The 16,574-nt window shown below is 41.8% G+C and carries 10 protein-coding genes; 8 read left to right on the plus strand and 2 right to left on the minus strand.

What is annotated here, in order from left to right:
* Positions 1-175 precede the first annotated feature (175 nt).
* The 8 genes from G602_RS29585 to G602_RS0123165 all read left to right on the plus strand — a co-directional run bounded on the left by G602_RS29585 (position 176) and on the right by G602_RS0123165 (position 13,603).
* Complete coding sequence (locus tag G602_RS29585; RefSeq protein ID WP_026661169.1) at positions 176-1,963, plus strand: response regulator transcription factor; 1,788 nt, start codon at positions 176-178, stop codon at positions 1,961-1,963.
* Between the two features lie 280 nt (positions 1,964-2,243).
* On the plus strand, positions 2,244-4,274 hold the full coding sequence (locus tag G602_RS0123135) for a beta-galactosidase (RefSeq protein ID WP_026661170.1): 2,031 nt from the start codon (positions 2,244-2,246) through the stop codon (positions 4,272-4,274).
* Positions 4,275-4,283: 9 nt separating this feature from the next.
* Positions 4,284-6,500, plus strand: coding sequence for a glycoside hydrolase family 3 protein (locus G602_RS28190; RefSeq protein ID WP_049945442.1), 2,217 nt, complete (start codon positions 4,284-4,286; stop codon positions 6,498-6,500).
* A 1,156-nt stretch (positions 6,501-7,656) separates the two neighbouring features.
* Positions 7,657-8,472 carry a phosphatase gene (locus tag G602_RS0123145; RefSeq protein WP_026661171.1) on the plus strand — a complete coding sequence of 272 codons (816 nt, stop codon included), beginning with the start codon at positions 7,657-7,659 and terminating at the stop codon, positions 8,470-8,472.
* 7 nt (positions 8,473-8,479) lie between these two features.
* Positions 8,480-9,688, plus strand: coding sequence for an ABC transporter ATP-binding protein (locus G602_RS0123150; protein ID WP_026661172.1), 1,209 nt, complete (start codon positions 8,480-8,482; stop codon positions 9,686-9,688).
* A 44-nt stretch (positions 9,689-9,732) separates the two neighbouring features.
* A complete protein-coding gene (locus G602_RS0123155; protein WP_026661173.1) occupies positions 9,733-10,632 on the plus strand; it encodes a carbohydrate ABC transporter permease in 900 nt (299 codons plus the stop codon).
* A 239-nt stretch (positions 10,633-10,871) separates the two neighbouring features.
* Complete coding sequence (locus tag G602_RS0123160) at positions 10,872-11,747, plus strand: carbohydrate ABC transporter permease (protein WP_026661174.1); 876 nt, start codon at positions 10,872-10,874, stop codon at positions 11,745-11,747.
* Positions 11,744-13,603 carry an ABC transporter substrate-binding protein gene (locus G602_RS0123165; protein WP_330369250.1) on the plus strand — a complete coding sequence of 620 codons (1,860 nt, stop codon included), beginning with the start codon at positions 11,744-11,746 and terminating at the stop codon, positions 13,601-13,603. The genes G602_RS0123160 and G602_RS0123165 overlap by 4 nt, the downstream gene beginning before the upstream one ends.
* A gap of 442 nt (positions 13,604-14,045) precedes the next feature.
* On the opposite strand, the gene G602_RS0123170 is transcribed toward G602_RS0123165, so the two are convergent.
* Both G602_RS0123170 and G602_RS0123175 read right to left on the minus strand, forming a co-directional pair.
* A complete protein-coding gene (locus G602_RS0123170; protein ID WP_242835708.1) occupies positions 14,046-14,981 on the minus strand; it encodes a hypothetical protein in 936 nt (311 codons plus the stop codon).
* Positions 14,982-15,192: 211 nt separating this feature from the next.
* Complete coding sequence (locus G602_RS0123175; protein ID WP_026661177.1) at positions 15,193-15,975, minus strand: hypothetical protein; 783 nt, start codon at positions 15,973-15,975, stop codon at positions 15,193-15,195.
* Positions 15,976-16,574: the final 599 nt, after the last annotated feature.

Genomic DNA, 16,574 nt, shown 5'->3' on the forward strand with positions numbered 1-16,574 from the left:
AGGAAAAGCTGCGGCTTAGTTGGTCGCAGCTTTTTCATTTAAAGCCTTCCCCTTGGGGGGAAGGTGGCACGAAGTGCCGGATGAGGGGATTTTTATACATATTTAACGAATAAACAGCATCCATTGTGATAGAATGTTAATTAGCAGACTGGAAACTAATCGGAAGGAGCTCTGCATGCAAACCGTACTAATTGCGGATGACGAAGAAAATATCAGAGAAGGCATAAAGCTGATAATAGACTGGGACGAGCTTGGTTTTGAAATCGCAGGCACAGCATCAAACGGCGAGGAAGCCCTCTCAGCAATAAAAAAGCTTAAACCCACACTTGTAGTGATGGACATGCAGATGCCCAAGATACACGGAATAGATGTAATAAAAAAGGCCAGGACCGAAGGTTATGACGGGTACTTCATTATATTATCGGGGTATTCCGATTTTTCCTATGCCCAGGACGCAATCAGAAACAGAGTAACCAACTATATCACAAAGCCCATCGACGAGGATGAGCTCTACGATACGGTTAAGAAGATAAAAGAAGAAATCGACAAAAACGCCAAGGAAGGTCGCCGCTCCGGTCAGATGCGAAACAAGGCCAAGAGCGTGGTGACGAGCGAACTATTACTTGGTACATATTTTGAAAAAGATGGAGCTGAAAACATCACTCTGACTGAGGACATCAAGGAAGAGCTTGATTCGATGCACCTTCTGGCACCTTTGTATCAGGTGGTGATCCACGAGACCTATCAGTCTGGATTAAAAAAGGAGAGCCAAAAGGATTATAAACTTACAGATTTGCTCTCGACTTTTCTTGATGAAAACAGCTTGGAAATTTTAAACGTCGAAGGCTACGACTGCATTCTTTTAAAGGGGAAGGCAGCGGTTTCGCGCTTCGAGGATTTTATATCACATTATGAAAAATCGCCGATAGAATCAGACAGCCCGCTTGATGAATTTTTCATAGCAATCGGGACTGCGGTGGATTCACCGGTTAATATAGAGGATTCTTACGAGTCCGCCAAAAAACTTGCAGGCAGAAGGTTTTTCTGCGACGAGGGCGAGCACTTTGTAAGAGCGAAAAATGAGTGCGTAGGAGATTCCTACGGCGCTGGAAATGACAGATACAAAGACTCGTTTGGCACAGATAAAGGGAGTAAAGATATTTCTTCCGGTGAAGAAAAAGATAATTCATCAAATTCAGATAGAACCGGAAAAGAAATTGATTCGAGCCCTGGAAGTTCCGGAAATAAAAAAGAATCGGGATCCGGAGGTTCCGGAAATAATTCAGGCAGCACGGACATCAAAGAGACGCAGCGCCGAATCACAGAAGATATTCTGGATGCTCTGATCTCCGGAAACCGAACAGCCATGATAAATTCCACCGAGGAATTGTACGATTATATAAAGGAAAACATCGCGGATAACTCGGATGCCTGCCTCTGTGCCACGGAGATTCTCCTTGGAATAAAGGACAGACTGACGAAGCAGTACCCGATGATTTCTGAGATTTTTGACACACATGCAGGGATAATCGAGTTCATAGAGGGGCGTTTTTACCTCCATGAAATCCTGCAATACATGGTCGAGACTCTGGACAAGGCGCTCGGAAAATTGCATGAGCACACTGCTTCGGAGAACATAATTGACGACATCATTTCCTATACAGACAGAAATTACGCGCAGCCACTGACTCTTGAAGATCTGGCTTCAAGATTTGGATATAACAGCGGATATCTGGGGCGACTTTTCACCAGGACCACGGGCACCGGCTACAACTACTACCTAAACGAATGCCGCATCGGCAAGGCCAAGGAATTCTTGTCCGAGGGTAAGTACAAGGTGTACGAGGTTGCACAGCTTGTGGGCTATAACGACGTGGACTATTTCAGTAAAAAGTTCCGCAAGCATGCCGGAATGACACCCGCAGAATTCCGCAGACAGAATAAAGATACTAACCACAATTAAATACAGCAAAGAAGAAACCACAACTAAATACAGCAAAGAAGAAACCACAACTAAATACAGCAAAGAAGAAACCACAACTAAATACAGCAAAGAAGAAACCACAACTAAAGACAGCAAAGAAGAAACCATAATTAAAGACAGCAAAGAAGAAACCACAACTAAAGACAGCAAAGAAGAAACCATAATTAAAGACAGCGAAGATGAAACCGCACATAAAGCCTTCCCCCTGAGGGGGAAGGTGTCAGCGTAGCTGACGGATGAGGGGAGCAAAGGAGGCGAAATGAGCTGGAATGACAATTTGAAAAAAGTACCCTACGGGGGCGACTACAATCCTGAACAATGGCCGGAGGACATCTGGGAGGAGGACATGAAACTGTTCAAGCAGGCAGGCATCGACACTGTCACGCTTAACGTTTTTTCATGGGCATCCCTTCAGCCCTCTGAGGACGAGTACAACTTCGAAAAGCTTGATAAAATTGTAAAGCTCGTCACGGAAAACGGCATGAACATAATCATGGCAACATCAACCGGTGCACATCCTGCCTGGATGGCAAAGCGCTACCCGGATATTCTGCGCACGGATTTTGAGGGAAGAAAAAGAAAGTTTGGCGGACGACACAACTCTTGTCCGTCGAGCCCAACCTACCGCATGTATGCAGGAAGACTCGCAGCAAGACTTGCCGAGCACTACAAGCATCAGGAGAACATCCTCGCCTGGCATATCTCCAACGAGTTCGGTGGAGAGTGTTACTGTGAAAAGTGCGAGCAGGCCTTCAGAGAATGGGTCAAGGACAGATACAAAACAATAGATGAAGTAAACAAGGCGTGGAACACCTCATTCTGGGGCCATACCTTCTACGATTTTGATGAGATAGTTCTACCTAATGCGCTTTCAGAGGAGAGCGTGTGGGGCGGAAGACTTCATACAGATTTTCAGGGAATCTCCATCGATTACAGGAGATTTAATTCCGAGGCGATCCTGTCCTGCTATTGCCTTGAGAGAGATGAGATAAAAAGGATAATTCCCGAGGCAAATGTGACAACTAACCTCATGGCATTTTTCAAACCTCTCGATTACCGCAAGTGGGCAAAGGAAATGGATTTCGTATCCTGGGATAATTATCCGCAGCCTTCGGATTCACCTGCAAGAATCGCCATGAGCCACGACCTCATGCGAGGTGTCGGTGACGGTGCACCCTTTGCACTTATGGAGCAGACGCCAAGTGTTACAAACTGGCAGCCATATAACTCACTTAAGAGGCCTGGAGTTATGAGGCTTTGGAGCTATCAGGCCATGGCACACGGTGCTGACAGCGTGCTCTTTTTCCAGCTGAGAAGGAGCATAGGTGCTTGTGAAAAGTACCACGGAGCTGTTATTGATCACGTCGGAACAGGTAATACCAGAGTTTTCCGTGAGGTTACGGAGCTTGGAAAAGAGCTTTGGGAAATTGGAAAAAGCTCGATTGGAATGGAAACAAAGTCTGACGTAGCAGTGATGTTTGACTGGGACAACTGGTGGGCTACAGAGCTTTCCGCAGGTCCGACCAACGACATGAACTACAAGGAAACAATTACCCAGTACTACGAGTCCCTGCGTAAGCTCAACGTAAATGTGGATATAATTTCACAGGATTCCGATCTTGGAAAATATAAAGTTGTCATTGCACCGCTTCTTTACATGGTTAAGGATGACCTTGATCAGAGGATCCGTTCCTTTATTGAGGGCGGCGGAAGCTTTGTGACAGGTGTGTTCAGCGGTTATGTTCAGGAGAGCGATCTTGTTATAACAGGCGGATATCCTGGAAAGCTTCGCGATATCCTAGGAATCTGGGTTGAGGAGACGGACGCTTTTCCTCCTGAAAAGCACAACCATTTCAGCTATCACGGACAGAGATACTTCGCAAGAAAAATGTGCGATCTGATACATCTTGAAGGCGCAAAAATGCTTGATGATTACGGTTATCTTGAGGACTTCTATCAGGGAATGCCGGTAATTACTTCACGGAAGCTGGGAGGCGGAAGAGCCTACTACGTTGCTACGGAGACGGATGAGGACTTCAGGGCAGTATTTTTAACAGATGTCCTTACAAAAGCAGGAGTTCACCCGCTCACCTTCACATCCAGCGAGGTTGAGGTCACCAGCAGAGAGAATGATGAGGAAAAAATCCTTTACGTCTTAAACCACGGTGACAGCGAAGGAATCTATGAACTTCATGAGGACGGCACAGAGCTTATAAGCGGCATCGAGCTTGCCTCCGGAATGCACAGAATCGCTGCGAAGGATGTACACATAATCAAAAGACCGAAATGAGGGCAAAACATGGAAGGATCAATACAAACACTAAAATACCGCGCAGAAGAAATACTTGAAGCGCTCACACTCGATGAAAAGCTTGGCATGATTCACGGCAATGAACTTTTCAAGACAAAGGGCGTTCCTCACATGGGAATACCGCCACTTGTTATGTCTGATGGCCCCATGGGAGTGCGTGCCGAGTTCCATCCCACTGAGTGGATACCTGTGGGCAACACGGATGACTACGTGACCTATCTTCCCTGCAACAGTGCAGTGGCAGCAACCTGGAACAGAAATCTCGCAGCCAGAACCGGTAGCGTTCTTGGAAGCGAGGCAAGAGGCCGAAGAAAGGATGTCATCCTTGCTCCCGGTATGAACCTAAAGAGATCACCTCTCTGCGGAAGAAACTTTGAATATTTCAGCGAAGATCCCTATCTGACTTCTGAACTTGCAACGGAGTATGTAAAGGGCGTTCAGAGCTGGGATGTGGCAGTGTGCCTTAAGCACTTTGCCCTTAATCATCAGGAAACTATGAGACTTGAAGTGGATGAAGAGATTGATGATGAAGTTCTTCGCGATTTATATCTTCAGGTTTTCAAGGATGTCATCGACAATGCAAATCCATACAGCATAATGGTTGCCTACAATAAGTTGAACGGCGAATACTGCAGCCAGAGCAAGTATCTGCTCAACGATATTCTCAGAAAAGAGTGGGGATACGAAGGCTTTGTGGTTTCAGACTGGGGCGCTGTTCATGATACAGTAGCTGCTGCCGAGGCAGAAATTGACTGTGAAATGTCTGTGACGGACGATTTTGATAATTACAAATTCGCGGATCCTTTAAAGGAGAAAATCCTTAGCGGTGAAATCGATGAAGCTTTGATTGATAAGAAGGTTATTCACATACTTATCCTTATGCTTCGTCTTAACATGCTGGATGAGGATGTGATGATAAGAAAAGATGCATCCTATAACTCCTTTGCAGCAAGACAGGACTGTCTGGATATCGCCCGTGGCAGCGTTGTTTTACTTAAAAACGAGGACAATACTCTGCCTCTTACACGCTACAATATTAAGAATAAACGAATTCTTGTTATCGGTGAGAATGCAAACAGAATTCATTCAAATGGTGGAGGAAGTGCGGAAATCAAGGCCCTTTATGAGATTTCTCCTCTCATGGGATTAAAGTCACGCCTTGGAGGCTCTGCAGAAATCGACTATCTGCGTGGCTATGCAAGCACAATCGTTGAGAATTCCACTCCTAACGGAACTAACTGGCAGGCGTTAAGCCTTGAGGATGGTGGCGGAAAAACCGCGGAGGATGTAGACGGAAGCGGAAGTGCAGATTGTTCCGTAGACGCAAGTGTTGATGGCAACAGCTGTGAAGACGGAAGTGCTGTTGGCAATAGTTGTGAAGACGGAAATGCTAATGTCAACAGAAATGCTGATGGCTCAGCTACCTGGAAGAATCTTGCAGAATACAGGAAGCATCTGCGTGAGGAGGCTCTTGCAGCCTGTGAGGAATACGACCATATTATCTTTGTAGGCGGCCTTAATCACGATATTGATTCTGAAGGAATAGACCGTAAAAATCTTGATCTTCCTTATGAACAGAACGAGCTTCTTGAGGCACTTTTAGAGAAGCGTCCTGATACAATAGTTGCTATGGTCGGTGGCGGAGCTGTAGACATGACAAGATGGCTTGATAAGTGCAAGGCTCTTGTCTGGATGTATTATAACGGCATGGAGGGTGGAAATGCCCTTGCAGAGGTAATCCTTGGTGACATCAATCCCTGCGGCCATCTTCCGGAAACCTTCTATTGTAAGGCTGAGGATTCATCAGCAATCAGTGTTGGTGATTTCGGAGATGAGAAGCTGGTACATTATCGCGAAGGCTTCCATATTGGTTATCGCCACATTTATAAGGAGAAGATACCTGTACAGTTCCCCTTCGGATATGGAATCACCTATTCAGACTTCGAGATTTCAAATCCTTCCTACAACACCGGAAGACATGCTGTTAAGGGTAAGCTGACCAATAAATCAGATGTGGATGGCGCTGAGATTATTCAGGTTTATCGTCTTCCTGACGAGCAGCATGATTATCTTGAGCTTGTTGGTTTTGACAAAGTATATCTTCGCGCTAATTCCGAGATCGATTTTGAAGTGAATGTCCGCGACAGAGTTGGAATCGGTAAGTACGCTGTGGGATTTAACAGTGCGGAGTTGATTGAGATTTAAATTTGTGCCTGTCTCTTAAGGGTTTTCCTTGATCAGACTAAATAGCTGCCTGTCACTCTTGAGTTTTTCATGAGGGGCAGGCATTTCTTATGCTTCTTGCATTTAATTACCAATGATAAGCAGGCACTGATAGATGGTTGTTATTCCAAGTAGTGCCCTATAGCTGGATTTGCTCATGATAGGGTAGCTATTAAGTGAGTGAGTTGTAGATGGTTATTCGGATTTAGTAATAATAAAGCAGATCGATGCAAGCGAGTTTTTGTAGGGTAGCCCGATATGGTTATATTAAGCTAGATTGACGTAAGTGATTTTGAGCCCGTAGCCCAATGGGGGTTAGATGGCGGAAATTGACTGATGCCATTTGGACTGCGGGAGCTTGCTATAGAAATGAATTCAGTCAATTCGCGAACAAATTAGTGAAAAGGTGTAACGGTATTTTAGGGTGGTAAAGCAATAACAAATTATTAGGGGATATAGACTGAAAAGTGCTAATACGCGGGAAATACCTAATTGAGAGAAATTAGTCAATTCGCGAACAAATTAAGAGATTGGTGTAAGGGCTGTTTTTTATGGTAGCCCAAAAAGCATTTTGAAGATAGGATTGACTGAAATGCCCTATGTACGATTGGAAATTAACTTTTTGTCATACGTCAAAGTTAATAAAAAAGAAAGCGTTGACGTAAGAGGTATTTTTCAGTTAGCCCAGAATTATCAAAATGGCAAGGATAGACTGAATTGTTCGCGAATCTCCCTGGCACAAACCGGAACTATAATCCCGCAGAGGAAGTAATATAGAATTGTTCGCGAACCTCCCTGGCACAAACCGGAACTATAATCCCGCAGAGGAAGTAATATAGAATTGTTCGCGAACCTCCCTGGCATAAACCGGAACTATAATACCGCGGAGGAAGTAATATAGAATTGTTCGCGAACCTCCCTGGCACAAACCGGAACTATAATACCGCAGAGCAAAGAAACAATAAGTTCTCTATACCTCAAAACTATAGATTTCCGTTTTCATGAGGAAAAACAGGAATCTATGGTAAATTCTCAAAAATCTGCTATCATGTAGTAGAAAAAACAGCAATTCAATTTGCTGGTTATTACTAAAACAATGTATCAGCAATAATTTGAATATCCAATCCAAGGGGGCTATATGCTAAGTATCAAATGTGATCTGCATACACATACGCTTTACTCTGCGCATGCATATTCAACAATAGAGGAAAATGTACGGGAAGCTGAGGAAATTGGGCTTGAGCTTCTTGCAAGCACCGACCACTTCAGCTCAATGGTAATTGCTGAGGATGAAGATCTACGCTCATATCAGTTCTTTACCAATCAGGGATGCTGGAAGAGAACCTGGCATGGAGTTAAGTTGCTTAGAGGTTGCGAAGTAGATATAGTAAATCCCGACGGATACCTGTTTGGAATGGGACTTCCAATAAAAAGATCAATAGTAGGTGATCCATACAAGGACGATAAGGATTTGTTCTCGAGGACCACTGAGAAACTTGATTTCATAATAGCCAGTGTTCACGGAAAATGGGGACTTCAGGGAATAACCAAAGCACAAGCTACACAGATGTATATTACAGTTCTTGAGGATCCAAGAATACTGATGCTTGGACATATAGGAAGAGCAGGAATTCCTTTCGAGACCGATGAGGTCCTCCTTAGGGCGAAGGAACTGAATAAACCAATAGAAATAAATGAGCACAGTGTAATATGGAGCGGAGACATTGCTGAAAGATGCAAGGAGATTGCAGTAAGATGCGCGGAGCTGGGGACTTCGATCTGCGTAAATACTGATGCTCATATTGCAACAGATATAGGAAGATTTCCTACAGCAATCGAAATGCTGGAGGAAATACATTTTCCGGAGGAGCTTATAATGAACCGCGACAGCGATAGCTTCTTAAAGCAATACTACGCTGCGGGATTCAGACATATAGAATTTGGCGAGGATTAAGGGGAGTATGAAAATAGTTTTAGAGAATCTTACAAAGAAATTCCCAAACAGAGATAAAAAAATGAAGGAAGATGTCATAGCCGTAAACAGCTTTTCGCATGAAATAACTGACGGAAAGCTGATAGGGCTTCTGGGCCCTTCCGGGTGTGGAAAAAGTACCGTTCTTAATCTTATCAGCGGACTTGAAAAGCCTACATCCGGAAAAATATTTTTCGGAGATGATGATGTAACAAATCTTCCTCCTGAAAATCGCGGAGTTGGACTTGTTTTCCAGAATTATGCGCTTTATCCGCACCTGAACGTAATGGAAAATATCCGCTTTCCTCTTGAAAATCTGCGCGGAAAGGATAAGCTCACAAAAGATCAGATGGAAGTCAAAGTCCTTGAGACTGCAAAGCTTGTACAAATCGAGGGTCTTCTTGACAGAAAACCCGGAGAAATGTCAGGTGGTCAGCAGCAGCGAGTTGCTATAGCAAGAGCACTTGTAAAAAAGCCCCGTGTACTTCTTCTTGATGAGCCACTTTCAAATCTTGATGCCAGACTTCGCCTGCAAACCAGAGAAGAGCTGAAGCGCATTCAGCTTGAGACAGGAATTACTACACTTTTCGTAACGCACGATCAGGAAGAGGCGATGAGTATCTGTGACTCAATCGTTGTGATGAAGGAAGGCCGCATAATGCAGCATGGTGCACCTCAGGAGGTTTATGATCATCCGCAGAATCTTTTCGTTGCAAAATTCCTTGGAACTCCTCAGATAAATGTATTTAAGGGGCAGATCCGTGATGGGGGACTTTTCATAGGAAAAGATCGTGTGATGGATGTGAATGCCACCGCTGCGAATGGGGCAAATGACAATCGGGTACAAAAGGAAGAAAATATCGACCGGGTACAAAAGAAAGAAAATAGCATCCGTATACAGAATAAAGAAAATGAAAAAACAGTAGCAAGAGATGTCTACGTGGCTGTGAGACCTGAGGGATTCGTTGCCGTATCGGATACAGATTTGAAGGATATCCTTCACTGCGATTTTATGAAAATGGAAGTCATGGGGCGTGACACCAGCATTATCTGTACCCACGAGGCTTTTGAAGGAACTGTCATCAGGGCAATTGTTCCTTCGGAATCAAGGCCACAATTCATAGGTGGTGAGGTTTGCTTTAAACTGAAGCCTTCCAAGGTGCATGTGTTTGATGCAGAGACGGAAGAGGTTTTGTAAATAACAGACATCTATACAAAATAAATGATTTGGGTTGGGGAGCCATGACTAATAAAAAACAAACTTTGACCGCTTGGCTGTGTTTACTGCCGGCAATTATTTTCCTGGGGATTTTCCTGGTCTATCCCATGATAGACGTTTTCATATATTCATTTGAAGAGGGGTATAACTTTGCTTCTCAGAGCTACTTTGGACTTGGTAGCTATAACTATTCTTATGTGCTGCATGATCCGTATTTTATACAGGCTCTGAAAAATACCTTCATAATAGTTCTTATTACAGTGCCACTGTCGACGGGAATTGCGCTTATAATTTCACTTGCCCTAAGTTCTATCACTAAGCTCAGGGAGCTTTTTCAGACGATTTTTTTCCTGCCATACGTAACAAATACTCTGGCTGTCGGACTGGTTTTCATGATTCTTTTTCAGAAAACCGCATACACAGACGGAATGGTAAATGTACTGATAAATCTTTTTGGTGGTGAGAGCATTGATTTCATTGATGGTCCTTACCCTGCGAAAATGTTTGTAATGTGCTTTTACACTATCTGGGTGGTGCTTCCCTTTAAGATTCTTATTTTGACAAGTAATCTTGCGTCAGTTGATCCGATTTATTACAAGGCGGCGCAGATTGATGCAACTCCAAAATGGCGTGTTTTCTTTAAGATTACATTGCCTATGATTTCTCCCATGATTTTTTATCTGGCAATTACAGGCTTCATTGGCGCTTTCAAGGCATACAGTGACGAGGTTGCCCTTTTCGGAACGGACTTGAATGCAGCCGGTATGAATACCATTGTTGGTTACATCTACGACATGCTTTACGGAAACAGCGGCGGGTATCCGTCATACGCGTCGGCAGCAGCTATCATACTGTTTGCAATTGTTTTCACGATTACAGTGATAAATCTTTTGGTCAGCGAGAAGACGGTATATTATCAATAAACCATTACTGAATAGAAAATATTATCAGCAGACTATGGCTGAATGAAAGTTTATTATCAGTAAACGGTTCCTGAATGAAAGGTTATTACCAGTAAACAATTGCTGAATGAAAGGTTATTACCAGTAAACAATTGATGAATGAAAGGTTATTACCAGTAAACAATTGATGAATGATATGCGAAAAATAGACAGTGGGAATATAAAAAGAATTATGCATATTTTTGAAAATGGAGTATAAAATGTCAGATACTAAAGACTTGGAAAAAATAGAAAAAAGGGATAAGTCCATAAAAATAGTCAGGGGAGCGGCGCGTTATCTTTTCCTTACATTTTGGGCCCTGATAGTGCTTTTTCCTTTTTACTGGATGATAATTACATCCTTCAAAAGTTACAGCTCCTACAACAGTGAGTATGTCCCAAGACTCATAATAACCTCACCTACACTACAAAATTACGTCAGTGCTTTTACAGAGGTTTCGTTAGGAAGATACCTTATCAATACATTTATTTTCACGGTGATTACAACGGCGATAATGCTCGTGATTGTTGTGCTTTCCGCCTTTGCTTTTTCACGACTGGAGTTTCCCGGAAAGAACATTGTGTTTGCACTCTTTTTATCACTGATGATGATTCCTAATGAGCTCGTTATCATCACCAATTACGTGACAATTACTGATCTGGGACTTCGTAATTCATTCCCCGGTCTCGTGCTTCCGTCCGTGATTTCGGTTTTTTATATTTATCTATTAAAAGAGAATTTTGAGCAGATTCCCGATGAACTCTACAAGGCTGCAAAGGTTGATGGAACAAGTGATATGAGGTATCTGCGCCGCGTCATGATTCCTATCGCAAAGCCGACAATTATAACTATCATAATCTTGAAGGTTATCGAGTGCTGGAATTCATACGTCTGGCCGCGCCTTATTACTGATGATGAGAGCTATTTTCTGGTATCAAACGGAATACAGGAGATTCGTGAAAACGGATTCGGTCGTGAAAATATTCCTGCCATGATGGCTGCTGTTGTGGCAATTTCAGTGCCGCTTATGGCATTGTTCCTTATTTTCAGAAAAAAGATAATGGCCGGTGTTGCAAGAGGAGGCACCAAGGGATGATTGTGAATTTATTTGCGGGGTCTTTATGTAGGAAAAAAGATGCAAGAGTGCATAGAGATAAAGGATGGACAAGAGGCAAGGATAGCGACATAAAATGGCAGATGACTGGAAATAAAGATATTGTTGTATCTCAAGGTAGTGACAGAGAAAAAGATAAAGGATTATCCAAGTGTGCTGACAGAGATAAAGGATTATTCAAAGGTAGTTATATAGATAGAGAATTACCTAAAGGTAAGATAAGAGATGAGAGGGTACGGAAAAGACTCATGGCAATTGGAGTGGCTTTAACTCTTGTCTGTAGCTCCCTATCACTTACCGGATGCCATGGGAGTAAGGAAGAGCGAGGCTTTGACATACCCGGGCAGTTTGATGAATCCGCTAAATACGAAATAACCTTCTGGGCGAAGAATGATACAAATAAAACCCAGACAAAAATCTACGAAAAAGCGATTAGCGACTTTGAGAAGCTTTACCCGAATATTGACGTAAACATCAGATTATACACTGATTATGGCAAGATATATAACGACGTAATTACAAATATTTCTACAGATACCACGCCAAATGTTTGTATAACTTATCCGGATCATATTGCGACATATCTGACAGGGGCTAATACGGTTGTGCCGCTTGATGATCTTTTCATGGATGATAAATACGGGCTTGGCGGATCAGCGCTTAAGTATGAGGCACCCACGAAGGAAGAGATAATACCTGAATTCCTGTCAGAGTGTATGATTGGTGAGAATCATTATGCTGTTCCCTACATGCGTTCCACAGAAGGCTGCTATGTTAATAAGGATTTTGTAGAGAAGCTGGGGTTTGAGATGCCTGAGGTTTTGACCTGGGATTTTATATGGGAGGTCTCTGAGGCTGCAATGGCGAAGAATGAGGATGGGACATTTAAGCTAAACGGGCAGAAGGTCCTGATTCCTTTTATCTACAAATCAACTGACAATATGATGATTCAGATGTTAAGGCAGCAAGGCGCAGATTACTCAGATTCCCTGGGGAATATCCTTCTGTTTAATGATGTAACCAGGCAGGATCTTAAGACCATCGCGGGGCATGCTAAAACCGGTGCGTTTTCAACTTTCAAGATTTCCGGATATCCTGCTAATTTCCTAAATGCAGGACAGTGCATTTTTGCTGTGGATTCTACTGCAGGCTCTACCTGGATGGGCACTAATGCACCCCTTTCAGACATAGCAGCGGATAAGATTGTTGATTTTGAGACGGTGGTTTATCCAGTACCGCAGTTTGTGGGCGCGGATGGAAAAGCTAATATTGCCATGATTTCACAGGGTCCTTCAATCTGCATTTTTAATAAGAAGGATCCTCAGGAGGTGCTTGCTTCCTGGCTTTTTGCGCAGTATATGCTCACAAATGAGGTTCAAATCGCCTATGCGGAGACGGAAGGTTATGTTCCTGTGACTTCTAAGGCTCAGAATTCTGCAGAATACCAGGACTATCTCTCAAGATCAGGGGAAGATAATTCAAAATATTACGATGTGAAGATAGAAGCTACCAAGATGCTTCTTGAGAATCAGCAGTACACCTTTGTTACAAATGTATTTAACGGCTCAGCCTCACTTCGCGACGCTGCAGGCCAACTTATTGAGAATGTCACCAAATCCGTTCGCAGAAAGAAGGAAGTTGATGATGCGTATATAGACAATCTTTACTCTGACACACGTAGTCTTTATCACCTTGACCAGAGCGGCGCTGTGAAGGCTGGCAAGGCTGAACTTGGACCACTCCCTGTGGAGTCACGGAGATTGTTGGAATTACTGGTATTAACATGGGTACTTATTGGAATTTATATTGTGCATTCAAGAAAAACCAAGGCGAGATGAGCCTTGGTTTTTCTCTTTCTTATGAAAATTTGCCGTGGGTAAATCATATTGTTCTATTGTTCATCCAGAAAATTGTTGCTGGTTATAATGGGTGACCTATAAGGATCCCTATATTCATCCATTAATATAATTATTATAATACTGAATGAAAACGTAAGTTGTCCTATTCATACTTTTTTTGATTTGTTCGCGATTAGGATGAATGACAACGTAAATGTATTTCCGCAGACTAAAGATAATTCACCTCAATATTAAAAAAGTATATATGTGTATGAACAGTCCATATAAATTGTACATACATGTTTGGGGAAGGTACAATTATGGATGAATAGATACTATATTTTTTTCATAAGAAAATGATAAAACTATAATAATGGGTGAATATACAGATGCTCATAATAAAAAAGGCGCCATCATAAGATGACGCCCTAAAGAAATTTAATTATTCAACTGTAACACTTGTGATGTGAGGGTTAACGCCCTGATACCAGTAAAGGAAACCTTCCATATTTACCTTATCACCAACATTGAGTGCCTCAACAGCCTTGTATACATCAGAATCCTTATCGCAAAGATAAGACTCAACAGTAAATGTATATGTCTTGCCATCAGCAGAAACGTTGAAGTAAAGGTCATCACCCTGAGAACCTGAACCATCATAGTTGTAAAGGAATGCAACATCGTTTCCATCAGCATCCTTAGAAGCTTCAACTACCATATCTTTGAAAGATACATATTCATTCTGGTGATCGATAAGTGAAGCATCAGCAAGAAAAGATGTTACATCTTCGGGTTCAGCAACATAGTTTCCATCCTCAATTTCAAAAGTAGCATCTGTGATTTCTACTTCACCTTCCCACTCTGACTTGTAACCTGTAACCTTGATCTTTGTACCTTTCTCAAGCTTGTCGTAATCTTCCTGTGAGCAAGGCATGTTGTAAAGGAAGTAAGCTCCATCCTCATCCTGTGTGTAGATAGTAGCGTTACCAACGCCTTCGTTCTCCCACCAGCCTTGCTTAGCCTGAACATAAGTCTCAACTGTAACTTCTGAATCAAGATCAGCTGCAACATATTCATCGTGGCTCATAACTTCACCGGTAGCCACTTCTGAGCTTTCATCATCTGCTGTTTCTTCTGCATTTTCATCTGCTGCATCAGCTACTTCTGAGCTCTCTTCAGTAGCATCAGCTTCTTCTGAATTTTCTTCAGTAGCATCTGCCACTTCTGAACTCTCCTCAGCAGCGTCTGCCTCTTCTGCATCAGAAGCCTCTGCTTCAGCAGTAGTCTCTGTCTCTGCAGTCTCAGTCTTAGCACCACATGCTACCATGCTAAATGCAAGGCCAAGAGCTAATAAAGTTGCGATAGTCTTCTTTTTCATAATTTTCATCCTCCTTAAAAATTGGTCAGCTGCCAATATCCGGCTCACTGCCATTTTTTGTTACCGTCGCTTATTATACCACAAATTAGAAAATTGCAAGAAAAAAGAGTATGATTAGCAGAAACTTTATAAAGAGGATTTGTTGTAAACACTCTGTCAATCTGGGCAGCTGAAAACTAATAAGCATTGGATTATGTCTGCATAAGATATTTTATAGCAGATAATGTTCTATTAGTCTTAAAACATGCTTGGTATTAAGCGGTCGGTCGCTTGTTTCGCGTGTAATAATAAGATTGTCTCCAAGAAAAATTCCATTTGATTCATAGTTATCGAGTTTATGCATGCTTTTACTCAGATAATCATGGTCATCTAAAAGTCCTAAATGTTCCCAGTAAATGATTTTTCTTTGGGGCATTTTCATTATTGTAAAATCCGGGTATATCTTTTGCTTCCCTAAAAAAGTCGGACATTCGTATTTATACGGTATTCCGGCCTTAGATAAAGCGTTGGCAATCATGACTTCTGACTTTGAGCGTACTCGCTCATTCTTGTTTGTGTAGTGTTCGGCCGTTCCTTCTTCAAAATATAAAGGCTCATATGGTTCTGAAAGCCAGGTTTCCAGAAAGATATCATCTGGAAGAAAGTGAGGCGTTATTAGAATTTTTCGTCCCGAAACCAGATGATCATATACTTCTTCATAAGTTATATCCGGCATGGATTTTGAATATCTGGATATAGCGGTCATCTCTTTTTTTATGGATTTCTGTATTTTTTGTTCATAATCTCGTTGTGCTAGTTTTTTTATAGTATCAATCTCTTTTTTCTGAATGTACTTATCTCGGATATCTTTCCCATTTCCCCGAATATAATAGTAGGGATTACCTTTTTTATGGATGATTTTTAGACTCCCGACGGGTAGATCGTTAATAGTACGGTCGCATTTTTCGAGAATGGCTTTTAGCTCCTTTTCCCTTTCGTCAAATTCTTTCTTCATATATGTCTTTTTGTCCTTTCATATGTAGTATTTATGATTGTGGTTGTAGATGTAGTTGCAGGTGCAGAAAATAGATATCAGTGCATAAAGCAATTACCTATGCATAAAGCAAATATCAATGCATATAACAAATAAGTACAAAATGGTTATTGTTCACAAATGCTAAATTATTAAAAAATGGAATGTATGCGAAATACGCATTTTTGGAATCAGTATTAAAAACATTAGAAGTGCTTTTAAGCACGGTTAAGAATAATATCACCAATCATAATAAATGTCAAATGTGAAAATGAAGGCTGACAATATGATAGCTTTGAGAGGCATAAACCTTTTGCATACGTGAATTTAGATTGGATTAGTCATATTTATGAGTATAGTTCTATAATATTCATCCAATATTTATAACTTCAATATTACGAATGAATAGTTTCATAATGATAGTTCATCCCTAAAATAGTAAAGGGAAATATTGAATGAATAATAATAAAATATGTTCATCTATATTTTGTGTGGTTTAATAATGGATGAATTTCTATGGCTTGCGGGAGTCAAATAAATTATGGAATTCACCCTAGGCGCGAACAAGTATTTATTATGGA

The sequence above is a fragment of the Butyrivibrio sp. AC2005 genome (assembly GCF_000424145.1).
Taxonomy (GTDB): Bacteria; Bacillota; Clostridia; order Lachnospirales; family Lachnospiraceae; genus Butyrivibrio.

Coding starts and splice junctions, on each gene's coding strand:
- G602_RS29585 (WP_026661169.1), top strand. CDS start 176: ATGCAAACCGTACTAATTGCGGATGACGAAGAAAATATCAGAGAAGGC.
- G602_RS0123135 (WP_026661170.1), top strand. CDS start 2,244: ATGAGCTGGAATGACAATTTGAAAAAAGTACCCTACGGGGGCGACTAC.
- G602_RS28190 (WP_049945442.1), top strand. CDS start 4,284: ATGGAAGGATCAATACAAACACTAAAATACCGCGCAGAAGAAATACTT.
- G602_RS0123145 (WP_026661171.1), top strand. CDS start 7,657: ATGCTAAGTATCAAATGTGATCTGCATACACATACGCTTTACTCTGCG.
- G602_RS0123150 (WP_026661172.1), top strand. CDS start 8,480: ATGAAAATAGTTTTAGAGAATCTTACAAAGAAATTCCCAAACAGAGAT.
- G602_RS0123155 (WP_026661173.1), top strand. CDS start 9,733: ATGACTAATAAAAAACAAACTTTGACCGCTTGGCTGTGTTTACTGCCG.
- G602_RS0123160 (WP_026661174.1), top strand. CDS start 10,872: ATGTCAGATACTAAAGACTTGGAAAAAATAGAAAAAAGGGATAAGTCC.
- G602_RS0123165 (WP_330369250.1), top strand. CDS start 11,744: ATGATTGTGAATTTATTTGCGGGGTCTTTATGTAGGAAAAAAGATGCA.
- G602_RS0123170 (WP_242835708.1), bottom strand. CDS start 14,981: ATGAAAAAGAAGACTATCGCAACTTTATTAGCTCTTGGCCTTGCATTT.
- G602_RS0123175 (WP_026661177.1), bottom strand. CDS start 15,975: ATGAAGAAAGAATTTGACGAAAGGGAAAAGGAGCTAAAAGCCATTCTC.